Genomic DNA, 23,521 nt, shown 5'->3' with positions numbered 1-23,521 from the left:
GGCATCGGCTGCTCGCCGCGCACGACGACGGTGCCCCGCAACATCTCCCGCAACGCGGCGGTGTTCTGCTCGAAGTGCTCCTCGGGACCGGCCGCGACGCCGCGCAGCATCCAGCGCGGCCCGTCGACGCCGACGAACAGGATCTGCACGCCCTGGTTGCGCGCGGTGATCTCCTCGCCCCACTCGCCGTTCTCGCGGTTGATCCGGGCGCCGTCCTCCTTGAGGCCCTGGATCAGCTCGGCGCCGACCTCTTTCCACAGCCCGCCCGACTTCGGCGCGGCGAACGCGCTCACCGTCAGCTGGCCAACGGACGTGAGGACGTGCACCGCGCGCACGGAACCGGTCTCCTGGTCCATCTCGACCTGCAGCTGGGCCTCGTCCGGCATCGGCAGCTGCACCGATCCCAGGTCGAGGCGCTGCACGTCGTCATGGGGCGCCACGGTCGAGTCCCACGGGCCGTCGACGTCCTCGTCGAAAGCCTCGTCGTGCTCCGCACCGGTGTCGACCGACCCCGCGGAGTGACGACCGCGCTTGCGGCGCCTTCCGAACATGCCCCTACCCCTCTGTCTTCATACGGGCGAGCACCACGTGCCCACCGGTCGAGCCGTAGCCTCCCGCACCGCGTTCCGTCTCCGGCAGCTCGGTCACCTCGTGGAACACCGCGTGCTCGACGCGTTGCACGACGAGCTGGGCGATCCGGTCACCGCGCGACAGCACGATCGGCTCCCGCAGATCATGGTTCACGAGGCAGACGCGGATCTCACCGCGGTAGCCGGAGTCGATCGTGCCGGGCGTGTTGACCACGCTCAAGCCGACCCTCGCGGCCAGTCCGGAACGGGGGTGCACGAACCCTGCGTACCCGGTCGGGAGCGCGATCGCGACACCGGTGCCGACGACGGCGCGCTCTCCTGGTGGAATGACCACGTCCGACGTGGTGACCAGATCGGCGCCCGCGTCGCCGGGACGGGCGTAGGCGGGCACGGGAACCCCCGGATCGAGCCGGGTCAGCAACACCTCGACGCTGGACACGGCGGGCGAGATTACCCTGACGACGTGAGTGAGACTGCCTTGACCGCCACTACAACCTTCCGCGAGCGCCTGTACGTGACGCCGTGGATCTGGCCTCTGCCGCTGCTGGCCGCCGGGCTGCTGGCCGCCGAGGTGCACATGGGCTTCCCCGGTGTCCGGTCCTGGCTGCCGTACCTGATCCTGCTGCCGCTGACGGCCGTGCTGATCTGGAAGATGGGGTCGGCGAAGGTCGAGGTCTCCGGCGGTGAGCTCAGGGCCGGCGACGCCCACATCCCACTGGACCTGCTCGGCGACGTCGAGATCATCGCGCCGCAGGACCGGCGCAAGGCCATGGGCCCGCACCTCGACCCGGCCGCGTACGTCGTGCACCGCGGCTGGGTGAAGCCGCTCGTGCGCGTGCGGGTGAACGACCCCGACGACCCGACGCCGTACTGGATGATCAGCACGCGGCGCCCGGAGGCCCTCGTCGCCGCGATCAAGTCCTGAAGAACACAACTGGGCGCCACCCGTGCGGGTGAGCGCCCAGTGTTTCTTGGTTTCTTGGCGGATTGTTCGCTTAGGCGCAGTCCCGGCAGATGTACACGCCGTTGTTGTCCTCTGCGAGCCTGCTGCGGTGGTGCACCAGGAAGCACTTCGAGCACGTGAACTCGTCGGCCTGCTTGGGCAGGACCTTGAACGTGAGCTCCTCACCGGACAGATCGGCGCCGGGCAGCTCGAAGTTCTCCGCGCTCGCATCCTCGTCGACGTCCACGACGCCGGACTGCGTCTCGTTCCGCCGGGCCTTCAACTCCTCGAGGGAGTCCTCAGCGAGTTCGTCCGCCTCGCTGCGACGCGGCGCGTCGTAGTCGGTCGCCATCTTCTTCACCCCTGCGGTCTACGGAGACTGTTCGTGTCGCTGGTTAACGCTCCAGCGACCTCTTTTGTGCCCCACGTCAAGGTGACGTAGGTCTCTCACACCCGCGGGCCAAGCCAACCCCCGTGGCGTGACCACCGGCTTGATCCACATGTGTGCGGAGCGCGCAGAGGGTAGCTCATTGCCCGAGTGACTCGACATCGGGTTACCCCTTACCGACCGGACGGGTGACACAACCTTTGTACGCTGGACCGATACCCTGTGCGGGAGCGCTTGAACCTCGGCGTGCAACCTGACGCCGGGCCGGTACCGTCCTGACTGTGGGCAATCAGGCCGGTGCGGTGGGTCACGTACGCCGAGGCGCGCGTCAGCCGGGCAGGGCCTAGGCTGATCAGCAGGGGACGAACACGGGGAGGGCTTCGGACGTGGGACCCGCATCGGGAAGCTTGACGCCCTACAAGCGGCGTCGGCCCGTGCCCGCGCTCGTTCTGTTCGCGTTGCTGCTGGTCAGCTCCGTGTTCGTGTGGGTGAAGGTGCTCGGCGGCGCGAGCGACGTGGACGCGGCCATCAAGTGCAACGCGCCAGGTCACGTGACCGGTGCCACCACCGCCACCCCGGACGGCACGCCGACGGCTCCTCCGCCGCCGCTGGGCACGGTGCTGGAACACGACGCGCTCGACCGCACCAGCCCGCTGCCGGTCGGCGAGGTCAACTTCAAGGTCGTCAACGCCTCGACGCAGCGCAACCACGCCAAGACCATCGCGACGCAGCTCACCGAGCTCGGCCTCAAGCAGGCGGCCGACCCCGGCAACGACCCGATCTACCCGGCGGGCGACATGGGCTGCCGCGGCCAGATCCGCTTCGGCGCGCCCGGCTCGTCGGCCGCGCGCACGCTGTCGTTGCTGGAGCCGTGTCTGGAACTGGTGCGCGACGACCGCCAGGACGCCACCGTCGACGTCGCGCTGGGCAAGAAGTTCGACGAGGTCAAGCCGAACAGCGACGCCCGCAAGGTGCTGGAGCAGCTCAAGGAGTGGGCGGACCAGCAGCCGGACCAGCAGGGCGGTCAGGTCGCCGCAGCGGCCCCGCCGACGCTGAACCCGGACAACCTGTCCGGCGCGCGCGACGTGACCTGCTGACGGTTCGCCCGGTTCTCGCTACCTTGCCCCCATGGGGGTAGATCTTCTTTCGGACGAGCGCGTCCTGTGGCAGGGCTCGCCCGCACATCGATCGGTGTTCCTGCGCTCGGACCCGAGGTGGATGCGGTTCAGCCTCAAGTTCAACGCGGCCGTGTTCCTGCTCCTGACGGTGGTCGCGGGCCTGCTCAACCTGGGGCTGGGTGTGGTCGACGGCTGGTCGGTCACGTTCGGCGCCGGCATGTTCGCCGTGTCCACGGCTCTCTACTTCACCGAACCGTTCGCCTGGCGCTTCCTCACGCTGCGCCGCACGACCTACTACGTGACCGACCAACGCGTCGTGTCCGTGCACGGCCGGCGAGCGCGGTCGACGCGGCTCGACGAGATCGACACCCTCGCGTTCACGGAGGACCAGGACGGCTCCGGATACCTGCGGCTCGACCGGCGGTACCTGCCCGACGGGTTCGGGCAGAGCCGGGTCGCGGAGCTGATCCACGTGCCCGACGTGCGTGAAGTCGCCAACCTGCTGTCCACGTTGACTGGACGAACGCCCATCAACATTGACTGAATCAACGTCGATGTTGATTCAGTCAATCTCCTGTTGATTCAGTCAATGTCGGTGTTGATCCAGGCGTTGATTCAGACCTTGCCGAAGCCGGACTCGACGAGCGCGCTGTACATGGCGTCCGCGATGCCCGGAGCGGCCGCGAACGTCGCGTCCTCCCCCAGTTCGGGAGACGACCCCGGCAGCCGCACGACCGCGCCGGCCTCGGCGGCGATCAACCCACCGGCCGCCCAGTCCCACCGGCCCAGCGCGTGCTCGGCGTAGGCGTCGAGCCGGCCGGCGGCCACCGAACACAGATCGAGCGACGCCGCACCGGCGCGACGCAGATCACGCACCCGAGTCGCCATCGCCGCCCAGGCGTCGGCCTGACGCTGCCGCCGCTCCGCCCGGTACGCGAACCCGTACCCCAGCAAGGACAGCGACAGATCCGTCGTGGCGGAAACGTGCAACGGCGAACCATCCAGGAACGCGCCGTGGCCACGAGCGGCGGTCCACACGCGTCCGGTCGCGGGCTCCACCACGGCGCCGGCGACGGACTCGCCGTCGAGCTGCGCCGCGATCGACACCGAGTACCAGGGGATGCCGTAGAGGTAGTTGACGGTGCCGTCGATCGGGTCGACGACCCAGGTCAGCCCCTCGACGACGGTTCCGCCCTCCTCCTCGCCGAGCACCGGCTCGCCGGGGCGCAACTCGGACAGACGCGTCCGGACGAGTTGTTCTGAGGCACGGTCGGCCTCGGTCACAACGTCGGTCGAAGTGCTCTTCGTGTCGAACGAGATGACGGCGGAAGCACGCATGCGCTGAACAAGTGCGCCTGCTTCCCGTCCGATGGCCGTCGCGATGTCGACGAGTGGCCGGGGATCGAACACGACCGGTTCCCTCCTGCGTCACTAGCACGGGACTATCGGAGAACGTCAGGCTAATGTCTGCGCACCACGGTTACTGAATCGAAGCCAGCAGGATCGAGTAGGAAGGACCACGGGGATGGGCATCACCCGCGGGTTCGGTGTGGACATCGGCGGCTCCGGCGTCAAGGGCGGCCTGGTCGACCTCGAAGCAGGAGCACTGGACGGCGAACGCATGCGGATCCCCACGCCCCAGCCGTCGACGCCCGAGGCGGTGGCCGAGGTCGTCGCCGAGATCGTCGAGAAGTTCCAGTGGGACGGACCGGTCGGCATCACGCTCCCCTGCGTGGTCAAGCACGGTGTGGCGCTGAGCGCGGCGAACGTCGACAAGGGCTGGATCAACTGCGACGCGCAGACGCTCTTCGCGGAGCGCCTCAAGCGCAAGCCCGAGGACATCGTCGTGATGAACGACGCGGACGCGGCCGGCATCGCGGAGATGTCGTTCGGCGCGGGCGTCGGCAAGGACGGGACCGTGGTGCTGCTGACGTTCGGCACGGGCATCGGCAGCGCGGTGTTCCTCGACGGCAAGCTCGTCCCGAACACCGAGTTCGGGCACCTGCAGGTCGACGGGCACGACGCCGAGTCGCGCGCGGCCGCCTCCGTGAAGGAGGAGAAGGGCCTGTCCTGGGAGGAGTGGACGCCCAGGGTCACGCGCTACATCAACGTGCTGGAGGACCTCATCTGGCCCGACCTGGTGATCGCGGGCGGTGGTGTGAGCAAGAAGGCGCACAAGTGGCTGCCGTTGCTCGAAGTGCGCACTGAAGTAGTTGCTGCTGCACTGAAGAACGACGCGGGCATCGTCGGTGCCGCCTGGGCCGCCGCACACGGTGTGCGCCCGTAGCTCTGGTCGACACCGAAACGTGTCCGACCGGTTCTAGCTGGGACAACGCAGGTAGGAGCGCCCCGAACGACCTCGGGGCGCAACACCGCGTCACCGACGTCGTTACAATGGAACGCACACCCGCCAAGCAAGATCGGCGGGGAGATCCCCTGAACTCTGGCGACCGAGGTTTCGCGCCCTCTGGTCCGCCTTGAACGACCGTCGCGAAAGGGCGTACGTGGCAGCCGCAGAAACCGCAACCCGACGCTCCAGCTCCGCCGCGAGCGCCGCCAAGACGACCAAGGCGACCGCGGCCGGCGAGGCCGAGGAGAAGCCGAAGCGCAAGACGACCGCTGCGGCAGCGAAGAAGCCCGCAGCCGCCGCCAAGGCGCCGCGCAAGACGGCCGGCAAGGCCGATCCTGCCGCGAAGGGCACCGCCAAGAAGGACGGCGAAGAGCCCGAGGACATGGAAGGCGCTCCGGGCGCCGAGGACCTGGCCGAGGACGTCGAGATCGTCGACGAGCCGATCGTGGACGAGCCGGAGGAGGCGGAGGACCCCGAGAACAAGGGTGACTTCGTCTGGGACGAGGAGGAGTCCGAGGCCCTGCGCCAGGCGCGCAAGGACGCGGAGCTCACCGCCTCGGCCGACTCCGTTCGCGCCTACCTCAAGCAGATCGGCAAGGTCGCCCTCCTCAACGCCGAGGAGGAGGTCGAGCTCGCCAAGCGCATCGAGGCGGGTCTCTACGCCGCCGAGCGCGTGCGCCGCTCCGAGGAAGAGGCGGAGAAGCTCACCCCGCAGATGCGGCGTGACCTCCGCTGGATCGTCCGCGACGGCGAGCGCGCCAAGAACCACCTGCTCGAGGCGAACCTCCGTCTCGTCGTCTCGCTGGCCAAGCGCTACACCGGCCGCGGCATGGCGTTCCTGGACCTGATCCAGGAGGGCAACCTGGGTCTGATCCGCGCGGTCGAGAAGTTCGACTACACCAAGGGCTACAAGTTCTCCACGTACGCCACCTGGTGGATCCGGCAGGCGATCACCCGCGCGATGGCCGACCAGGCCCGCACCATCCGCATCCCGGTGCACATGGTCGAGGTCATCAACAAGCTCGGTCGCATCCAGCGCGAGCTGCTCCAGGACCTGGGCCGCGAGCCCACCCCGGAGGAGCTCGCCAAGGAAATGGACATCACGCCCGAGAAGGTGCTGGAGATCCAGCAGTACGCGCGTGAGCCCATCTCGCTGGACCAGACGATCGGCGACGAGGGCGACAGCCAGCTCGGCGACTTCATCGAGGACTCCGAGGCCGTCGTCGCGGTCGACGCCGTCTCGTTCACGCTGCTGCAGGACCAGCTGCAGTCCGTGCTCGCGACGCTGTCCGAGCGCGAGGCGGGCGTCGTCCGCCTGCGCTTCGGCCTCACCGACGGCCAGCCGCGCACGCTGGACGAGATCGGCCAGGTCTACGGCGTCACGCGTGAGCGCATCCGCCAGATCGAGTCCAAGACGATGTCGAAGCTGCGTCACCCGTCGCGCTCGCAGGTGCTGCGCGACTACCTCGACTAGGTCTTCACTCAGGCATACGCAGAGATCCCCGCACCGGTTCGGTGCGGGGATCTTCTTTTTCCGGTCCGCGTTCCGGTGGCCCGCCGGCACGTCCAGGTCTACCCGTGCTCATGCCGTGACCAGGCGTGATCGGACGCATGCGAAAGATGAGTACCCATGTACTCATGTGCCGCCTGTGCATCCGCGACAGCATCAGTGTGTGGCTGTGCCGGAGGGGTGCACAGGGACAGTTCCGGAGATCGGAACGAGGGGGCTGAAAACATGGGCAGGTCAGTACTCGAAGGGGCTTTCTCGCTGCTGGACAAGCTGATGGACGAGGGTGAGCTGGGGCTCACGCAACTCGCCGACCGCTGCGAGATGCCGAAGACGACCGTGCACCGCCTGCTGGACCAGATGGAGGTGCTCGGCGCGGTCGAGAACGTGCGCGGCCGCTACCGCATCGGCGCGCAGATGTTCCGGCTCGGGCAGGCGTGGGAACCGGCTCCCGGCATCCTGCGGGTCGCCCGGCAACCGTTGCGCGCGTTGTCCGCGACGATCAGGACGTCGACGATCCTCGCGGTGCCGCGGCGCGACCGGGTGCTCGTGGCCGCGGCGAGCATCGTGCGCGCGGAGGACGTGGCGCGGCTGCGTCCCGGTGCCACGGTGCCGGCGGGCATGGAGTTCGTCAGCGCTCCGGTGCGCACGCCGTCCAGCAGTGTCATCGGCACCGTCTCGGCGGTGCTCGACAGCGGCCGCAGCGCCACGGCTCTGCGGGAGGCCGTGGGGCACGCCGCACGAGCGATCAGCGCGGCCCTCGCGAGCTGATCGACCGGGTTGATCGACTAGGCCGAACGGCTGTACGACCGGGAGTTTGATCACGGTCCCGCGTCCGAATCGTGGGACGTTCGTGACCTGTTCGCGGAGGGCGGACAAGGGCAACCGATATCACACTCCCGGTCGCACGCAACAGACCGAACGGCCTCAGCTTGCTGCTCCACCAGCGGGTTTCCGGTTGCTCAGCGTGCGTGTCAAGACGGTGAACCGGTGGCAAATACATGTGTGAGCCTGCTGCAGCCGGGTAAATCGCATAGTGACGCGAGTCGCCACGCACACGGGAACACTGACTATCGCCAGAACGTCTGTCAGAGTGGAGCCAGCGAGCACCGCGCACCGGCCAGGGGCGCTGTGGTCGCAGCTTGGTAAGAGGGCACCGGAACACTCCAGTTCCGTTGCCGGGACGGAGGGAGATTCATCATGACTGCAGCACTCACCCGCCCCGAGTTGACCGCTGCCGACCGCTGCGACCGCTGCGGGGCTGCTGCCCAGGTTCGCGCTTTGCTCCCGTCCGGGGGCGAGCTGCTGTTCTGCGGGCACCACGCCCGGGCGCACAGTGAGAAATTGCGCGAACTCGCTGCTGAGATTCAGCAGGGCTGACTTCCACCCCACCTAGCCGCTCGGGGCGGAGATCCTTCACGGATCTCCGCCCCCTTCGCTTTCCACGGCTGTTGCAGGGGCTGTTACAGGGCGTCCAGCACCGGTTCGAACGCGAGCTCGGCCGCACCGATCAGTTTGGCGTCCCGGCCCAGCGGCGACGTCACGATCTGCGTCCCGCCCACGGCCCGCGACACCAGACTCCGCCGCTGCACGGCAGTGCCGACGGCGTCCACCAGCGACGTCGGCAGCGCGGTGTAGAGATCGCCGAGCACCACCAGCTCCGGGCCGAGGATGTTGACGATGTTCGCGAGCCCCAGCGCCAGCCAGTCCGCGAACTCGTCCAGCGGCGACGGGTCGTCCAGCGCCCGCAGCGCCGCCACCACGGCACCGCGCGGAGCGTCGTCCGGCAGTCCTAAAGCCCGGCACAGCGCCGGTTCGCCGACCTCGGTCTCCCAGCAGCCGTCACAGCCGCAGTAGCAGCGACGGCCACCGGGACGCACGACCATGTGCCCCAGCTCGCCGACGTAGCCACCAGAGCCGCGCAACGGCTGCCCGGACAGGATGACGCCACCGCCGACACCGACGTCCGCGGAGATGTAGACCATGTCCGAGGACGCCTGGGCCGCGCCGCGCACGTGCTCCGCCAGCGCGCCGAGCTCCGCGTCGTTGCCCACCTGGACGGGCAGCTTCAGCACCGCCTCCAGGCGCTTGCCGAGCGCGACGCCCGTCCAGTGCAGGTTCGGCGCCTCGTGCACCTGGCCGTCCGAGCGCCGCACGACACCCGGTACCGACACGCCGACCCCGACCGCGGTGACGTCGAGGTCGTCGGCCATCAGGCGCGCCGACTCGACGATGTGCGTGATGACCTCTCCCGGATCACGCGTCCGGTTGTGCAGGTTCCAGCTGTCCCGCCCGAGGATCTCCCCGCCGAGGCCGACGAACCCCATCGCCACCTGCTCCACCCGCACGTCGATCGCGATGACGACCGCGGCGTGCGGCTGGGGCAGGACGAGCAACGAGGGACGGCCGGCGCCGCTGCGCTGAGCGGGCACGCGCTCGGCCACCACGCCGGCCTCGCCGAGACCGTCCACCAGGGCCTTGATCGTGCTGCGGTTGAGCCCGAGCTCAGCCGCGAGCGACGCCCTGGTGGACGGTCCGTCGACGTGCAGGCGACGCAGCAGCGCCGTCCTGTTGTGCCTGCGGATCTCGTCGGGACGGGTGCCGGAGGTTGGTCCCGTCACCGCGTCAGCGAGCCGCGGTAGCTGCCCGGCGGCGGGACAACGCGTCGACGCTCGCGGCGAGCAGCAGGACCAGTCCGGTCACGATGAACACGACCGAGGCAGGCTGATGCAGCAGGCCCATGCCGTTGCGGATGATCGCGAGCACCGCACCACCGATCACGGCGTCACGCAGCCGGCCCTTGCCGCCGAACAGCGACGTGCCACCGATGACGGCCGCACCGACCGACATCAGCAGCACGTCGCCGCCACCGGCGTTCGGGTCGACCGAGCCGACCTTCGACGAGTAGACGATCGCGCCGATCGCGGCCAGCGAGGACGCGATCACGAACACGCTCATGCGAATCCGCTCGACGTTGATACCGGCGCGGCGCGCGGCTTCCTTGTTGCCACCGACGGCGTAGATGTGGCGGCCGTAGCTGGTGCGGTCGAGCACGAACGTGCCGACCACGAGCAGCACGAGCACCAGCGGCACCACGTACGGCACGCCCTCGATCACCACGAGGTCGCTCGGCGAGCGGTTCACCGAGAGCGCGTAGGTGATGACCGCCGCCAGGATCGCGAGGGCAATGATCTTGCCGAGCACCAGCGACGTCGGCTGGGCGACCAGTCCCCTGCGCAGCCGGGAGAAGTGCCGGGTGAGCACGACCGCCGCGTAGCCGCCGACCGCGATCACGAACAACACCCAGGAGCCCGCGAAGTTCAGGTTGCCGTTGGCGACGTTGAAGATCGTGTCGTCCCGCAGACCCAGCGTGCCACCCTGACCGATGAACTGCAGCACCACACCGGTCCACACGAGGAACAGCGCCAGGGTCACCACGAACGACGGGATGCCGATCCGCGCGACCAGGAAGCCGGTGATGGAGCCGATTGCCGCGCCGACACAGACCGCGAGCAGCATCTCCAGCCACGCGTTCGCCGGGATGCCGACAGCGGCGATGATCAGTGCGATGGCCGAGAGCGCCGTACCCGCCCAGATCTTCATCAGTGCCGAGAGCACGATCGCGAGCACCAGCAGGCCGCAGAACACGTAGAACACCGTGTCGCCCATGCCGCCGAGCAGGTTGCCGTTGTGGATCAGGTGCAGTGCCATCACCGACGCCGTCACACCGGACGCGGTACCGGCGGACAGGTCGATCTCGCCGAGCAGCAGCACGAACACCAGGCCCATCGCGATGATGGTGATGCTGGCGCCCTGCTGGAGCAGGTTGGCGAGGTTGCCGAGGGTGAAGAACGTGTCGGACAGCGTGCTGAACACGATGAGCAGCACGATCAGGCCGAGCAACGCGGGCAGCGAACCGAGTTCGCCGCCGCGGACCCTGGCCCAGTAGTCGCGCACGGCCTCGCCCGTGGACTGGGAGGTCGTGTCGATGCCGAAGTCGGAGATGGCGCCCTGCTGAGGCGTCTCCTGGTCCGGCGTTTCAGTGGTGTCGGTCATGCTCGCCTCTTCGGAACTCATCAGATCGTCGCCGCCTCGGGGCGGGCGATGCCCAGGTCACCGGAACGACCGGCGGTGATCAGCTCGACCACCTGTCCGTGCGTGACGTCCTTCGACCCCACGACCGCGGCCATGCGTCCGAGGTAGAGGCACGCGATCTTGTCGGCGACCTCGAAGACGTCGTTCATGTTGTGGCTGATCAGGACGACCCCGAGGCCCTGCTCCGCGAGCCGGCGGACCAGGTCGAGCACCTGCCGCGTCTGCGCGACGCCGAGTGCGGCGGTGGGCTCGTCCAGCAGCACGACCTTGCTGTTCCACAGCACGGCCTTGGCGATCGCGACGGTCTGGCGCTGACCACCGGACAGCGACGAGACCTGCGTGCGCACCGACTTGACCGTGCGCACCGACAGCGACGCCAGCGTCTTGCGCGCCGCCTGCTCCATGTCGGTCTCGTCGAGCAGACCGCCCTTGGTGCGCTCGCGGCCGAGGAACATGTTCTGGACGATGTCGAGGTTGTCGGCCAGCGCGAGGTCCTGGTAGACGACCTCGATCCCGAGCTCCGCGGCGTCGCGCGGGCCCTTGATGTGCGTGGGCTGGCCCTCGAACAGGACCTCACCCGAGTCCGTCGGGTGGATGCCCGCGATGCACTTGACCAGCGTCGACTTGCCCGCGCCGTTGTCGCCGACGAGCGCAGTGACCTCGCCCGGGTTCACGGTGAGGTCGATGTCGTGCAGGACGTGCACGGGGCCGAAGCTCTTGTTGATGCCGCGCAGCTCGAGAATCGGCTCGCTCACTGGGGTTTCCTCCGTGGTTACTACGCGCCGAAGCGGGGTGCGCAGGTGCCGCACCCCGCCTTGACACGAAGCGGTTACTACTTGATGCCGAGCTCGGTGCAGGCGGCCTGGGTGTCCGCCACGCAGATCTCCGACGCCTTGACGAAGCCGGCGTCCACAACGGACTTGACCTTGTCCTTGGTGATCAGCTGAGCCGTCAGCAGGACGGACGGGACATCGCGGTTGCCCTTGCTGTCCTTGGTCTTGCCGGTGGCGAGCGCGTCGGCGGCGGCCTTGTCGTTCTTGGCGAGGGCGGCGGCCAGCTTGGCGGTGGCCTCGGCCTCGTCCTTGATCGGCTTGAAGACGGTCATGTACTGGTCACCGCGGAGCACGGCCTGCAGGCCGTCCGGGGTGGCGTCCTGACCGGTGACCGGGATCTTGCCGTTCAGGCCGACCTTCTTCAGCACCGTGATCACGGCGCCGGCGAGACCGTCGTTCGCGGCGACGACACCGTCGATCTTGTTGCCGTTGCCGGTCAGCATCTGCTCGAAGACCTGGCCGCCCTTCTGGTTGTCCCAGCCGTCGATCGCCTGCGACTGGACCTTCTTGAGGTCACCGGAGGCGTACTTGGCGTCGAGGACCTTGTGCTGTCCCTCGGTGAAGAGCGTGGCGTTGTTGTCCGTCGGCGAGCCCTCGACCTCGATGATCTCGGCGGGCTTCTTGCCGGGGACGAGCTTCGCGACACCCTCGACCAGGCCCTGGCCCTGCAGCTCGCCGACCTTCACGTTGTCGAACGACACGTAGTAGGACGAGGAGCCACCGGTGTTCAGGCGGTCGTAGTCGATGACCTGGATGCCCTGCGCCTGCGCCTTCTTGGCGACGGACGCGCCGACCTCGCTGTTGGGCGTGGCGATGATCAGGACCTTGACGCCGGCGTTGATCATGCCGTCGGCCAGGGTGCTGAACTTCTGGACGTCGCCCTGCGCGTTCTGGATGTCGGGGTCGAGCCCCTCCTTCTTCAACGCGGCCTCGAGCAGAGGCTTGTCGAAGCCCTCCCAGCGAGCGGAGGTGGCGGTCTCAGGAAGGATCACGCCGACCTTCGTGCCCCCGCCGCTGCCAGAGTTCGAGTTCGTGCTTCCTCCGGTGTTGGAGGACGTGTTGGCACCACACGCCGAAACTGCCAGGGCGAGGCCCGTGGCAACGGCGATGGAAGCGAGGCTCTTGCTGCGCATCCGCCATCCCTTTCACTGCGCTGTGTCACAGAGAATGTTGTGGCGCACAACGTATGCCCGACATACGCGTGACCGGAACCACACTGAATCGATTAAGTCGTAACGATGCGGCAACCTCGTCGTCATTTGGCTACTCAGAGTTGTGAGAGCGTAACCACGGCGCAACAACACTTGCGACCATTCGGCGCACGGCGTCCTCATCTGGCGGAGTGTCGCGGTCGGCGAAGAGCAGATGCCCGGTGCCGATGAGCATCGGCGCGACCCCGTCCGCGTCGAAATCCTCGAGGCGGCCCAGCTCCTGCTCGCGCTCCAGGTAGGACTTGACCATGATCGCGGCCTCGGTCAGCACGGGGACGCCGGCGGGCCAGGTCTCCCGCAGCCGCCTGCGCAGGTCGTCGCGGAAGGTCACCAGGGCGACCATCGCGACGGCCGCGGAACGGAAGACGGCGGTGATCGCCTCGGCGAGGTTGCCGACGATCGTGCCGGTGCCTGCTTGTTGCAGGAGCACCTTCGCGCGCGCGTCCATCTTGTCGACGCGGTCGAGGACGAACTCCGCGAGGAAAGCGTCGAAGTCGTCGAAGTGCTTGTGCAGCACCCCCTTGGCCACACCCGCCTCGGTCGTCACCGCGCGACTGGTGAGCGCACTCGGCCCGCCCTCGACCAGAAGGCGTTCCGCAGCCGTGAACAGCTGTTCCCGCACGTCATGCAGGTGCACACCGGTGGGCACGCTGAATTCTCCTAGCTGAGTGGGCGCTTGCCCACTATGGTGGGCGCATGCCCACTTTAGCCGAGGACCCGGACGAAACCGCCCACCAGGAGCTTCGCGCGAAGCTCGCTGCCTCATTCGGCGCGGAAGCCGCCCGCTACGACCGCACCCGCCCGCCCTACCCGGAGTCGTTGATCGAGCGCATCGTCGCCGCGAGCCCCGGACCGCGCGTCGCCGAGGTCGGCTGCGGCACCGGCACGCTGTCGCGTCAGCTGCGGGACGCCGGGCTCGAGGTGCTCGGTGTCGAGCACGACGAGCAGATGGCGGCCTTCGCCCGTGCTTCGGGCGTGCCGGTGGAGCTCTCGAAGTTCGAGGACTGGGACCCCGCGGGCCGCGTGTTCGACGCGGTCGTCGCCGGACAGTCGTGGCACTGGGTCGACCCCGACGCCGGAGTGCGCCAAGCGGCACGAGCGCTGCGGCCGGGCGGCGTGTTCGTGGCGCTGTGGCACGTCTTCTCGACACCGGACTCGATCTCCGAGGCCCTCGCCCACACCTACCACCGGATCGCCCCCGACACCCCGCTGCGCGTCGGCTACAGCCGCGAGGACTCACTCGCCTTCTACCGAGCGGGCTGCGAACGCACCGCCGCGCTGTTCGCCGACTCCGGCGAGTTCTCCGGCCCGCAGCAGTGGAGCGCCAGCTGGGACCACACCTACACCTCGGCCGAGTACGCCGACCTCATCCAGACCATGGGACCGATGGCCCTGCTCACGAGCGACCAGATCGCCGAGTTCGTCGCCGGCGTCACGGCGGCGGTCGACGCCGAGGGAGGCAGCTTCACCTCGAACTACGAAACCCTGGCCGTCGCGATTACCCGCAACTGATATATCGCATATCAGTCGCCCGCCCGGATGCAAAAAACGTTTGCGGACGAAGTCAAAAGACTCATTGCAAAGGCGTGCGCACGGCTGAACTGGGGTTTCTCCGGCGGGGGTCGGCTACCAGGAGCGCAGTGTCGCGATGCGCTCTTCCAGCTGCTCGATGCTGGCCATCGCGGTCGGCGGGCCTCCGCAGTACTCGCGCAGCTGGTTGTGGATCTTGCCGTGCGGTTTCTTGGTGCGGTGGTGATGCATCGCGACGAGGGTGTTGAGCTCCTTGCGCAGTGACGCGAGACGCTCCTGCACGCCGACCGGCCGGGCCTCCCGCACCGCCACCTCGGGCTTGGGGCGCTTCGCCGCGGAGGCCATCTGCTCTTCCTGGCGTTGCAGCAGCAGCGTGCGCACCTGGTCGGGTTCGAGGAGGCCGGGCAGGCCGAGGTACTCCTGCTCCTCCTCCGAGCCCGCGAGGGTCGGGGAGCCGAACGACGAACCGTCGAAGATCACCTGGTCGAGCTCGGCCGTGGTGCCCAGTGCCGTGAAGGCGCGTTCGTCCTCGCCCGGCTCGTCCTTGGTCTGGTTCGCCGCGGCCATGAGCTCGTCGTCCCAGCCGTCTTTTTCGCGGTGCGGCTTGCCCAGGACGTGGTCGCGCTCGGCCTCCAGCTCGGCCGCGAGCTGCAGCAGCACCGGCACCGAGGGCAGGAACACCGTGGCGGTCTCGCCGGGTTTCCGGTTGCGCACGAAGCGGCCGATGGCCTGGGCGAAGAACAGCGGGGTCGACGACGACGTCGCGTACACACCGACGGCGAGCCGCGGCACGTCGACGCCTTCGGACACCATCCGGACGGCGATCATCCAGCGCTCGTTCGTCGCGGCGAACTCGGCGATCTTGCCGGACGCCTTCGGGTCGTCGGACAGGACGAGCGTCGGGATCTGGCCGGTGACGCGCTGGAGCACCTGCGCGTAGGCCTTCGCCACGGTCTGGTCGGTCGCGATCACCAGGCCGCCTGCGTCGGGCAGGCCGTTCTCGCGCTTCTGCGTGAGCCGCTGGTCGGCGGCGCGCAGCACGGAGGCCATCCAGTCGCCGGCCGGGTCCAGCGCGGTGCGCCAGGCCCGCGCGGTCTGCTCCTGGGTCAGCGGCTCGCCCAGGCGGGCGGTGTACTCCTCGCCCGCGCTGGTCCGCCACGACGCCTCACCCGAGTACGCCAGGAACAGCACCGGCCGGACCACGCCGTCGCGCAACGCGTCGGAGTACCCGTACGTGTGATCGGCCTTGGACGTCTTGAAGCCGCCGTTGCTCTCCTCGTACTGCACGAACGGGATCGGCGAGTCGTCCGAGCGGAACGGCGTGCCGGTCAGGCAGAGACGGCGGACCGCGGGCGTGAACGCCTCGCGGATCGCATCACCCCACGACTTGGCATCACCACCGTGGTGGACCTCGTCGAGCAGCACCAGCGTCTTGCGGTTCTCCGTGCGCACCCGGTGCAACGACGGATGGGCGGCGACCTGCGCGTAGGTGACCGCGACACCGTGGTAGTCGCGGGAGGTCATCGCGTTGGTGTTGCGGAAGTTCGAGTCGATGTGGATGCCCTGCTCGGCAGCCGCCTTCGCCCACTGGTGCTTGAGGTGCTCGGTGGGCGTGACGATCGTGACGGCCTCGATCGTCCGGTCCGCCAGCAGTTCGGCGGCCACGCGCAGACCGAAGGTCGTCTTGCCCGCGCCCGGAGTCGCGACGGCGAGGAAGTCCTGCGGTTTGGCGGCGAGGTACTTGGTCAGCGCCCGGCGCTGCCATGCCCGCAGCGGTCGCATTGCTGCTGTCGCTGTCACGAGACGTGTTTCTCCTCATTTATGCAGGTCAGACATAGCAATACCCTCAGGCAGACCGTTGCCGAGGGCACCGTGACTCTACCTGTTCACGGCGTCAATGCCGCGAAACGTGGCCCCATGCACCATGCTTGTCCTTGCGATGGGTGCGCCTACCGACAACGACGCACGCAGGTCCGGCCGCAAGGGGCCGCTGCGTCTACTCGCGCGCACGCTGTCGAAAGCGTGGGAAGGCAACATCTTCTCAGAAGCCGCCGAGGCCGCGTTCTGGCAGACGCTGTCGTTCCCGCCACTTCTGCTCGGTGTGCTGGGCGCCATGGGTTATCTCGGCGACTGGTTCGGCCAGGAGGTCGTGCGGGCCGTCCAGGAGAAGATCATCGGGTTCACCCGCACGATCTTCAGCGCCGACGTGGTCAACGGCGTGATCGCACCCACGGTCGCCGAGATCCTCACGACCGGCAAGGGCGAGATCGTCTCCGTCGGCTTCCTGATCTCGCTGTGGGCGGGCTCGTCGGCCATGTCGTCGTTCGTCGACGCGATCACGGTCGCGCACGGGCAGTACGGCGTGCGCAACGAGTTGTGGCAACGCATCTTCGCCCTGCTGCTGTACATGGTCTCGCTGGTGGCGCTGGTGGTCGGCCTGCCGGTGCTGGCGCTGGGGCCGGACATCCTGCCGCAGTTCTTCCCGACGTCGTGGCAGCCCTACATCACGACGTGGGTGGGCCGCTTCTACTACCCCGGCGTGGCGGTGCTGCTCGTGCTCTCGCTGTCGCTGCTCTACAAGGTCGCGCTGCCGCGGAGACTGCCGTACCACCGCGTGCTGCCCGGTGCGGTGCTCGCGATGGCCGTGTTCATCCTGTCGTCCATCGGCCTGCGCCTGTACATCCAGTGGATCACCACCACCGGCTACACCTACGGCGCTCTGGCGACGCCGATCGCGTTCCTGCTGTTCGTGTTCTTCATCGGCCTGGCGATCACGATCGGCGCGTACTTCAACAGCGCGATCCAGGACATGTGGCCGGCCCGCATGACCCGCCGCCAGCGCCGCCGGTGGCGTCGTCTGGAGATGGAGCGTGCGGCCTCGCGCATCCGCTCCGAGAACGCCGCGCCCAAGCAGGAGAGCGGCACCAGCACCTACTCGGCGCCGTCCCCGGCCGACACACAGCTGACCGCGCCGCTCAAGATCCAGGAGCCGCGGACCTCGCCGGAGGAAGAGAACACCTCGACCAGCTCATGAGAACAGCCGCGCCTGACGCCTCGAGCAGATCGAGGCGCCGGACGCGGCTGGCAGAGGTTCTGGGGCTTTACTCGCCGCCGGCAGGAAGGCCCTCGTAGATCTTCTTGCAGTCCGGGCACACCGGCGAACCAGGCTTCGGCGACTTCGTCACCGGGAAGACCTCGCCGCACAGAGCGACCACGTGCGTTCCCATCACGGCGCTCTCGGCGATCTTCGCCTTGCGCACGTAGTGGAACATCTTCGGGGCGTCGTCCCCGGTCTGGTCGGTGCCTTCCGGCCGGACATCGACCTCGGGGAGAGTCTGGGTGCTCACGCGCCCAGGGTACCTGGGATGATGTCCCCTCGTGACCACGCTGCACATCGCCGAAGAAGTAGCCGCCGCGCTGGCCGGGAACCGGCCGGTCGTCGCTCTTGAGAGCACCATCCTGTCCCACGGGCTGCCCGCGCCGCGCAACCTCGCCGTCGCCGCCCGGTTGGAGAAGGTCGTGCGGGAGGCCGGCGCCGTGCCCGCCACGATCGCGGTGCTCGACGGTGTGCCGCACATCGGCCTCACCCCCGCTGAGCTGGAGCGCGTCTGCTCCGAGGACCTGCTCAAGCTCTCGTCGCGCGACCTCGGTCCCGCCTACGCGCTGGGCCGCAGCGGTGCGACGACCGTGGCCTCGACCACCGCGCTTGCTCATCAGGCCGGCATCCGCGTGTTCGCGACCGGCGGCCTCGGCGGCGTGCACCGCGGCGCACGCGAGACGTGGGACGTCTCCGCCGACCTCGACGTGGTGGCGACGACGCCGGTGCTGATCGTCTGCTCCGGCGTGAAGTCGATCCTGGACATGGGCGCGACCCTCGAGGTGCTGGAGACCCGTTCGGTGCCGGTCGTCGGCTACCAGACCTCCTCCTTCCCCGCGTTCTACCGGCGCGAGTCGGAGTTCGAGGTGCCGTGGCGCGTCGAGAACCCCGCCGAGGCCGCCGCGGTGTTCGCCGCGGGTGGGCGCGGCATGCTGCTGGCGAACCCGATCCCGGCCGCGTTCGAGATGGACTCCGCCCTGCACGACCGCCTGCTCGCGGAGGGCCTGCAGAAGCTCGCAGACCAGAACGTGCGAGGCAAGGACGTCACCCCCGTCCTGCTGGAGCACTTCCACACCGCGAGCGCCGGCGTCAGCCTCGACGCCAACGAGGAACTGGTCGTCAGCAACACCGCCGTCGCCTCCGCCGTCGCTGTTGAGCTCTTCCGATGAGGCCGGTGGTGGTCGTGGGCGACGCCGGTCTGGACGTCGTCGCCCGGCACTCCGGCCCCATCGCCCACGGCGGCGACGTCAGGGCAAAGGTCACCATCGAACCGGGCGGCGCCGGCGCCAACACCGCCGTGTGGCTGGCCGCGTGCGGCGCCTCCCCGGTGCTGGTCGCCCGCGTCGGCGCCGACTCGGCGGGCCGCCAGGTCCACTCCGAGCTGACCGCCGCGGGCGTGCAGTGCGCGTTCGCCGTCGACCCCGAGCTCGCGACCTGCTGCGTCGTCGTGCTGGTCGACGAGAACGGCCAGCGCTCGATGCTCCCCGACCGCGGCGCCAACGCCCGCTTCTCCCCGGCCGACCTCGCTCCAGGCCTGCTCGCCGCGCCCGACGGCCACCTGCACCTGTCCGGCTACGTCCTCTTGGACGCCACCTCGCGTCCGGCGGGTCTGGCGGCTCTCGAAGCCGCTCGCTCCGCCGGCTGGACGACGTCGGTCGACCCCCAGGCAGCGGTCCTGATCCACTCCGCGAAGGCCTTCCTGGAGGACGTGCGCGGTGTCGACGTCCTCATGCCGAACGCCGACGAGCTCCTCGCCCTGACCGGTTCGGCCGAGCCGTCCTCCGCCAAGGCGCTCCTCGAACACGTCGGCGCGGTGGTCGTGACGACGGGCCCGGACGGTGCCTCCTGGGTCGACGCCGACGATCTGATTTCGGTCCCCGCTGAAGCCACTGAGTGCGTCGACTCGACTGGCGCCGGCGACGCCTTCGACGCGGGCTTCCTCGCAGCCTGGCTGGCCGGCGCCTCGAAGCACGACGCCCTCCTGGGCGGCGTCCGAGCAGGCTCCCGCGCCGTCAGCCTGGTGGGCGCCCAGCCCCCTCGCTGACTACTCGGCGTCCTGTGCCTCGATCAGGTCGAGGTCGCGGACGCAGAAGCGGTGGTGCTCGAAGGTCTCGTTGAGCACTGTGCCGAGGCATCGCCGCACCGAGCGTCCTCGGGCGTACGGCGGCCAGACATCGTCATCGGGCACCGGCGCTCGCGCTGCGAGCCGCGCGGCGGTGACCTCGTCGAGCCAGGCCTCGAGTTCGGCGGCCTGTGCGTCACGCACGCTCATGATCTCGTCGAGGGCCGGCTCGAGCGAGAGGTCGAGCCCGTGCGCTTCGCGGTAGGGCTCGACGTCCGGCCCGATCCCCATCGGCGTGAACAGCTCCGTCGAACCCAGGCAGCAGCGGCGGAACCACGAGTCGTGGACGAAGACCAGATGGCGCAGCGTCTGCACCGCCGACCACTCGTCGTTCACGGCACGGCGCTCGATGCCGGGCCGGCGGCGGATTCGCTCGATCGTGGCGGCCCAGGCGGTGTGCAGCTGACGAGACGCCTCGCGCAGATCGGCGGGGTCCTCGGAGCGGATCAGCACCCGCACCGGATGACGCCGGTCGAGCTCTGCCTCGACGTACCCGGTGACCTCGACACCGTTCACCACGAGATTGGTGACGAGCCCGTCGATCACGGCGTCCTGCATCACGACGCCGATCAGGCGTGCCCCGGTCAGGTCGCACTCGCGGAACTCCGCACCGCGCAGATCCTCGTCGACGTATCGCGTCATGCCCGCATGCTACGTCCGAACAGCGACGAGTCAGCCGTCGATGATCGTGGTGCTCTTGGGGGCGATGGCGCGGCGCTCGGCCTCGTAGCGGTTTGCCTTCTCGGCCTTGCGCGGCGGGCGGTCGTTGGCGATCAGCACGGCCATCCACGGCAGCGGCACGGACAGCACGATGAAGAACAGCGCGAGCCACCAGGTGTGGGCGAACAGGGCCGCGAGGATGAGGCACGGGAAGCGCAGGCTCATCATGATCGCGTACTTGCGGCGCCGGGCGGCGTGCTGTTCCTCGTAGGACGGGGCCGCCTCGGTGATCAACACCGGGGTGTCGTTCCGGTCGGGACTGCTCACGACACCACCTCCACCGCCCAATGGTCCCACGTCCGAGTGACGGCCGGGACACCCGGTCGGCGGTTAACATCCGCGAGTGGTCGCCCTTGATCGGCTCGTGGACGTGCTCGGCAGTCTGGGCACCCATCTGGCGTGCGCGCCGAGGGGACGCGACGTCGAACTGCGCGGGGTTGCCCTGCACGATCCGGCGGAGAACACGCCCGCGGCGGCAGGGGACGTCCTGCTGGGGCTCGGCACGCCGTCGGTGGCCGCCGCGGCGCGACTTGTGTCCTCGACGGCGGCCTCAGCGGTGGTGCTGCACGGAAAGCCGCCGCTCGACGAACGTGTCGTGGCCGCGGCCAAGAAGTCCGGCGCCGCGGTGTTGCTCGTCGACCCGTCCGTGCCGTGGGGGCAGCTCGCGAACGTCACGCAGACGCTGGTCAACGGCGGCACGCGCACCGGCGACCTGTTCGGGCTGGCCGACGTGATCGCGGGTGTCGTCGGCGGGCCGGTGACGATCGAGGACCAGCAGTCGCGCGTGCTGGCCTACTCGTACCGGCAGGAGGACGTCGACCCGGTGCGGGTGCAGACCATCCTCGGGCGGCGCGTTCCGGAACAGGCCCGGCGCGCGCTCGACGAGTTCGGCGTGTTCAGCCACCTCGCGTCGTCGGACGAACCGATCTTCGTGCCCAAGCTGACCCCGCAGCTGGGCAACCGGCTCGTGGCCGCGGTCCGCGCCGGCCGGGAGCTGCTCGGCTCGGTCTGGGTCGAGGTCACCGGGCCGGTCGACGCGGCGAGGTCGGCCGCGTTGGTGGATGGCGCGCGCACGGCGGCGTTGCACCTGCTGCGGTCGCGGGCGTCGACCGATCTGGAGCGCCAGGCCGAGGCGGATCTCGTGATCCGGCTGCTGGAGCACCCGGAGTCCGCCGACGTCGCGCGGCTCGGGCTGCCGTCGGCCGATCTGCGGGTGATCGCGGTGCAGGCGCACGCGGGCGAGGGCGAGCACGGGGCGGCGGTGCTCGCGTTCCAGCGGGCGACGGCGGGGTTCGGCTGGTCGCGGCCCGGGCGCAGCGCGCTGTTCGGCAACGTCCTCTACACGGTCATCCCGGCGGCCGACGACGCCGTCGGCTGGGTGCGTTCACTGGTGCGAGAGCTGCCAGCGGAAGCGACAGTGCTCGCGGGTATCGGCGGACCGGCGGAGGCGACCCAGCTGCCGACGTCACGGCAGGAAGCCGATGAATGCCTCGCGCTTTCCACTGGTACACCGGTTGTATACGACGACGCCTGGGCACAGGTGCTGCTGCATCGGCTCGCCGCCGTCGCCGAGGCGGGACGGCTCCCAACACGCGGACCGATATCCAATATATTGCGGTACGACGCCGAGTACGGGACGCAGTACGCGACGACGTTGCGGGCGTGGCTCGCGGCACAGGGGGACGTGCGGGCGGCGGCACGGGAGTTGAGCGTGCACCCGAACACGTTGCGGTACCGCATGCAGAAGATGACGGAAGTGACGCCACTCCCCCTCGACGATCCCGAACAACGGCTCGCGATGGCCATCGCCCTCCAGATCACGCGCCAATAACTGGAGCGTGAAAGCATGTCGCTTCGTGCACCCTGATCTTTCCGCCGACTTGTGCGCTCGACTGCGCGAGGCCTTTCTGAACGCCGGCTACACCGCGGACGGCGTGGTCGACGCCCTGGGCCCGCAGGCCCACGCCGCACTCGGCCGCGGCGAGCCCGAACCCGCCCGCCGTGCCAGCAAGGACGCCGGGTCGCTCGGCACGTTGATCCGCCTGTTCCTGCTGGGCGACGAGGAACCCGAAAAGGACGTCCGCAAGGCGCTGGCCGGAGTCGACATCGACGACGCCGTCACCAACGAGATCCTCACCAAAGATCTGAAGGCCGGACTGGACGTCAGGCCCTACGAGGACAACTGGTGGGTCATCGCCGACCTCGACTCCGACCTGCGCGGCGGAGCGGTCCCCGAGGACCACGTGCTCGGCGTCGGTCACGCCTCGATCAGCCTCGCCCGCGCCACCAAGCGCACCCCGGTGGGCACGGTGCTCGACCTCGGCACCGGCTGCGGCGTGCAGGCCCTGCACGCCAGCACCCACGCCGAGCGCATCACCGCCACCGACCTGTCCGAACGCGCGCTGAGGCTCGCGCAGGGCACGTTCCGCATCAACGACCTCGACGTCGAGACGCTGCAGGGCGAGTGGTTCGGCCCGGTCCGCAACCGGCGGTTCGACCAGGTCGTGTGCAATCCGCCGTTCGTCGTCGGCCCGCCTCGGGTGGATTACGTGTACCGCGACTCCGGACTCGCCGGCGACGACGCGTCCGCGCTGGTCATCCGGCAGCTGCCCGCGTTCCTGAACGAAGGCGGCGTCGGCCAGTTGCTCGCGTCGTGGGTGCACCGCAAGGGCGAGGACTGGGAGGAACGCGTCTCCAGCTGGCTGCCGCGCGGTGGGATCGACGCGTGGTTCGTGCAGCGCGACATCGCCGAGCCCGCCCTGTACGTGGGCACGTGGCTCAAGGACGCGGGTGTCGACGCGCGCAGTCCGGAGGGCCGGCAGAAGGCGGCCGCGTGGCTGGACTGGTTCGAGGAGAACGACGTCCAGGGCGTCGGCTTCGGCTACGTGACGCTGCGGCGCACCGACGAGATGCACTCCCAGGTCATCTGCGAAGACCTGCGCCACGCCTACGACGACCCGCTGGGCCCGGAGGCCGCGCGGTGGCTCGACAACGTCGCGTGGCTGCGCGCGAACCCC

General features: G+C 69.2%; 26 protein-coding genes. 13 read left to right on the top strand and 13 right to left on the bottom strand.

What is annotated here, in order from left to right:
* Positions 1-551, bottom strand: a 551-nt coding sequence (locus ABZX92_RS36045) for a DUF3710 domain-containing protein (protein WP_355569673.1), incomplete at its 3' end; no start/stop codon positions are given.
* Positions 552-555: 4 nt separating this feature from the next.
* Complete coding sequence (gene dut / locus ABZX92_RS36040) at positions 556-1,029, bottom strand: dUTP diphosphatase (RefSeq protein ID WP_355569670.1); 474 nt, start codon at positions 1,027-1,029, stop codon at positions 556-558.
* A 24-nt stretch (positions 1,030-1,053) separates the two neighbouring features.
* Here dut and ABZX92_RS36035 point away from each other — a divergent pair, with 24 nt between their 5' ends.
* Positions 1,054-1,515, top strand: coding sequence for a DUF3093 domain-containing protein (locus ABZX92_RS36035; protein WP_355569667.1), 462 nt, complete (start codon positions 1,054-1,056; stop codon positions 1,513-1,515).
* Between the two features lie 70 nt (positions 1,516-1,585).
* On the opposite strand, the gene ABZX92_RS36030 is transcribed toward ABZX92_RS36035, so the two are convergent.
* A complete protein-coding gene (locus ABZX92_RS36030) occupies positions 1,586-1,885 on the bottom strand; it encodes a DUF4193 domain-containing protein (RefSeq protein ID WP_030464829.1) in 300 nt (99 codons plus the stop codon).
* A 422-nt stretch (positions 1,886-2,307) separates the two neighbouring features.
* On the opposite strand from ABZX92_RS36030, the gene cei reads away from it, so the two are divergent.
* Complete coding sequence (cei, locus tag ABZX92_RS36025) at positions 2,308-3,018, top strand: envelope integrity protein Cei (RefSeq protein WP_355569665.1); 711 nt, start codon at positions 2,308-2,310, stop codon at positions 3,016-3,018.
* 31 nt (positions 3,019-3,049) lie between these two features.
* A complete protein-coding gene (locus tag ABZX92_RS36020; protein WP_355569662.1) occupies positions 3,050-3,583 on the top strand; it encodes a hypothetical protein in 534 nt (177 codons plus the stop codon).
* Positions 3,584-3,654: 71 nt separating this feature from the next.
* Here the strand turns inward: ABZX92_RS36020 and ABZX92_RS36015 are convergent, their stop codons facing one another.
* Positions 3,655-4,449, bottom strand: coding sequence for an inositol monophosphatase family protein (locus ABZX92_RS36015; RefSeq protein WP_355569660.1), 795 nt, complete (start codon positions 4,447-4,449; stop codon positions 3,655-3,657).
* Between the two features lie 115 nt (positions 4,450-4,564).
* Between ABZX92_RS36015 and ppgK the strand changes: the two genes are divergently transcribed.
* The 4 genes from ppgK to ABZX92_RS35995 all read left to right on the top strand — a co-directional run bounded on the left by ppgK (position 4,565) and on the right by ABZX92_RS35995 (position 8,276).
* Positions 4,565-5,326 carry a polyphosphate--glucose phosphotransferase gene (gene ppgK / locus ABZX92_RS36010; RefSeq protein ID WP_355569657.1) on the top strand — a complete coding sequence of 254 codons (762 nt, stop codon included), beginning with the start codon at positions 4,565-4,567 and terminating at the stop codon, positions 5,324-5,326.
* A 217-nt stretch (positions 5,327-5,543) separates the two neighbouring features.
* Positions 5,544-6,863, top strand: a complete 1,320-nt coding sequence (locus ABZX92_RS36005) for an RNA polymerase sigma factor (RefSeq protein ID WP_045316572.1) — start codon at positions 5,544-5,546, stop codon at positions 6,861-6,863.
* A 261-nt stretch (positions 6,864-7,124) separates the two neighbouring features.
* Entirely contained in the window at positions 7,125-7,667 is a 543-nt protein-coding gene (locus tag ABZX92_RS36000) for a helix-turn-helix domain-containing protein (protein ID WP_052685410.1), read from the top strand.
* Positions 7,668-8,093: 426 nt separating this feature from the next.
* The gene (locus ABZX92_RS35995) at positions 8,094-8,276 is read left to right on the top strand and encodes a hypothetical protein (RefSeq protein ID WP_045316573.1); all 183 of its coding nucleotides are present in this window, start codon (positions 8,094-8,096) and stop codon (positions 8,274-8,276) included.
* Between the two features lie 83 nt (positions 8,277-8,359).
* On the opposite strand, the gene ABZX92_RS35990 is transcribed toward ABZX92_RS35995, so the two are convergent.
* From ABZX92_RS35990 to ABZX92_RS35970, 5 genes are all read right to left on the bottom strand, one after another.
* Positions 8,360-9,517: an ROK family protein gene (locus tag ABZX92_RS35990; RefSeq protein WP_355569653.1), complete on the bottom strand. Its 1,158-nt coding sequence runs from the start codon at positions 9,515-9,517 to the stop codon at positions 8,360-8,362.
* 4 nt (positions 9,518-9,521) lie between these two features.
* Positions 9,522-10,952: an ABC transporter permease gene (locus ABZX92_RS35985; protein WP_355569650.1), complete on the bottom strand. Its 1,431-nt coding sequence runs from the start codon at positions 10,950-10,952 to the stop codon at positions 9,522-9,524.
* 20 nt (positions 10,953-10,972) lie between these two features.
* Positions 10,973-11,746 (bottom strand): ATP-binding cassette domain-containing protein, encoded by a 774-nt coding sequence (locus ABZX92_RS35980; RefSeq protein WP_030464839.1) that lies wholly within the window; start codon positions 11,744-11,746, stop codon positions 10,973-10,975.
* A 77-nt stretch (positions 11,747-11,823) separates the two neighbouring features.
* Positions 11,824-12,957, bottom strand: coding sequence for a substrate-binding domain-containing protein (locus ABZX92_RS35975; protein WP_355569647.1), 1,134 nt, complete (start codon positions 12,955-12,957; stop codon positions 11,824-11,826).
* A gap of 130 nt (positions 12,958-13,087) precedes the next feature.
* The gene (locus tag ABZX92_RS35970) at positions 13,088-13,684 is read right to left on the bottom strand and encodes a TetR/AcrR family transcriptional regulator (RefSeq protein ID WP_355569645.1); all 597 of its coding nucleotides are present in this window, start codon (positions 13,682-13,684) and stop codon (positions 13,088-13,090) included.
* Between the two features lie 47 nt (positions 13,685-13,731).
* Between ABZX92_RS35970 and ABZX92_RS35965 the strand changes: the two genes are divergently transcribed.
* A complete protein-coding gene (locus ABZX92_RS35965) occupies positions 13,732-14,547 on the top strand; it encodes a class I SAM-dependent methyltransferase (protein WP_355569643.1) in 816 nt (271 codons plus the stop codon).
* A 114-nt stretch (positions 14,548-14,661) separates the two neighbouring features.
* On the opposite strand, the gene ABZX92_RS35960 is transcribed toward ABZX92_RS35965, so the two are convergent.
* A complete protein-coding gene (locus ABZX92_RS35960) occupies positions 14,662-16,347 on the bottom strand; it encodes a DEAD/DEAH box helicase (protein ID WP_355569676.1) in 1,686 nt (561 codons plus the stop codon).
* 157 nt (positions 16,348-16,504) lie between these two features.
* On the opposite strand from ABZX92_RS35960, the gene ABZX92_RS35955 reads away from it, so the two are divergent.
* Positions 16,505-17,599, top strand: coding sequence for a YihY/virulence factor BrkB family protein (locus tag ABZX92_RS35955; protein WP_355569640.1), 1,095 nt, complete (start codon positions 16,505-16,507; stop codon positions 17,597-17,599).
* A 67-nt stretch (positions 17,600-17,666) separates the two neighbouring features.
* Here ABZX92_RS35955 and ABZX92_RS35950 read toward each other — a convergent pair whose 3' ends face one another.
* Entirely contained in the window at positions 17,667-17,912 is a 246-nt protein-coding gene (locus ABZX92_RS35950) for a DUF3039 domain-containing protein (protein ID WP_355569637.1), read from the bottom strand.
* A 31-nt stretch (positions 17,913-17,943) separates the two neighbouring features.
* On the opposite strand from ABZX92_RS35950, the gene ABZX92_RS35945 reads away from it, so the two are divergent.
* Positions 17,944-18,831 (top strand): pseudouridine-5'-phosphate glycosidase, encoded by an 888-nt coding sequence (locus tag ABZX92_RS35945; protein WP_355569634.1) that lies wholly within the window; start codon positions 17,944-17,946, stop codon positions 18,829-18,831.
* Positions 18,828-19,706, top strand: coding sequence for a sugar kinase (locus ABZX92_RS35940; RefSeq protein WP_355569632.1), 879 nt, complete (start codon positions 18,828-18,830; stop codon positions 19,704-19,706). Before ABZX92_RS35945 ends, ABZX92_RS35940 begins: the two co-directional genes overlap by 4 nt.
* Here the strand turns inward: ABZX92_RS35940 and ABZX92_RS35935 are convergent, their stop codons facing one another.
* Positions 19,707-20,426 carry a DinB family protein gene (locus ABZX92_RS35935; RefSeq protein WP_355569629.1) on the bottom strand — a complete coding sequence of 240 codons (720 nt, stop codon included), beginning with the start codon at positions 20,424-20,426 and terminating at the stop codon, positions 19,707-19,709.
* 30 nt (positions 20,427-20,456) lie between these two features.
* Positions 20,457-20,771 carry a DUF3099 domain-containing protein gene (locus ABZX92_RS35930; protein WP_355569627.1) on the bottom strand — a complete coding sequence of 105 codons (315 nt, stop codon included), beginning with the start codon at positions 20,769-20,771 and terminating at the stop codon, positions 20,457-20,459.
* A gap of 76 nt (positions 20,772-20,847) precedes the next feature.
* Between ABZX92_RS35930 and ABZX92_RS35925 the strand changes: the two genes are divergently transcribed.
* Both ABZX92_RS35925 and ABZX92_RS35920 read left to right on the top strand, forming a co-directional pair.
* On the top strand, positions 20,848-22,335 hold the full coding sequence (locus ABZX92_RS35925; RefSeq protein ID WP_355569624.1) for a helix-turn-helix domain-containing protein: 1,488 nt from the start codon (positions 20,848-20,850) through the stop codon (positions 22,333-22,335).
* 25 nt (positions 22,336-22,360) lie between these two features.
* On the top strand, positions 22,361-23,521 hold a 1,161-nt coding region (locus ABZX92_RS35920; protein WP_355569621.1), incomplete at its 3' end, for a methyltransferase.

It is taken from the genome of Lentzea sp. NPDC006480 (assembly GCF_040611995.1).
GTDB lineage: Bacteria > Actinomycetota > Actinomycetes > Mycobacteriales > Pseudonocardiaceae > Lentzea.
Note: the sequence above shows the minus strand (reverse complement) of the source record. Positions and strands in the feature narration are given on the sequence as shown.

Excerpts from the sequence above, each read along its gene's own strand:
- ABZX92_RS36030 (WP_030464829.1), bottom strand. The coding sequence starts at position 1,885 with ATGGCGACCGACTACGACGCGCCGCGTCGCAGCGAGGCGGACGAACTC.
- ABZX92_RS36020 (WP_355569662.1), top strand. The coding sequence starts at position 3,050 with ATGGGGGTAGATCTTCTTTCGGACGAGCGCGTCCTGTGGCAGGGCTCG.
- ppgK (WP_355569657.1), top strand. The coding sequence starts at position 4,565 with ATGGGCATCACCCGCGGGTTCGGTGTGGACATCGGCGGCTCCGGCGTC.
- ABZX92_RS36000 (WP_052685410.1), top strand. The coding sequence starts at position 7,125 with ATGGGCAGGTCAGTACTCGAAGGGGCTTTCTCGCTGCTGGACAAGCTG.
- ABZX92_RS35985 (WP_355569650.1), bottom strand. The coding sequence starts at position 10,952 with ATGACCGACACCACTGAAACGCCGGACCAGGAGACGCCTCAGCAGGGC.
- ABZX92_RS35975 (WP_355569647.1), bottom strand. The coding sequence starts at position 12,957 with ATGCGCAGCAAGAGCCTCGCTTCCATCGCCGTTGCCACGGGCCTCGCC.
- ABZX92_RS35965 (WP_355569643.1), top strand. The coding sequence starts at position 13,732 with ATGCCCACTTTAGCCGAGGACCCGGACGAAACCGCCCACCAGGAGCTT.
- ABZX92_RS35960 (WP_355569676.1), bottom strand. The coding sequence starts at position 16,347 with ATGCGACCGCTGCGGGCATGGCAGCGCCGGGCGCTGACCAAGTACCTC.
- ABZX92_RS35955 (WP_355569640.1), top strand. The coding sequence starts at position 16,505 with ATGGGTGCGCCTACCGACAACGACGCACGCAGGTCCGGCCGCAAGGGG.
- ABZX92_RS35940 (WP_355569632.1), top strand. The coding sequence starts at position 18,828 with ATGAGGCCGGTGGTGGTCGTGGGCGACGCCGGTCTGGACGTCGTCGCC.
- ABZX92_RS35935 (WP_355569629.1), bottom strand. The coding sequence starts at position 20,426 with ATGACGCGATACGTCGACGAGGATCTGCGCGGTGCGGAGTTCCGCGAG.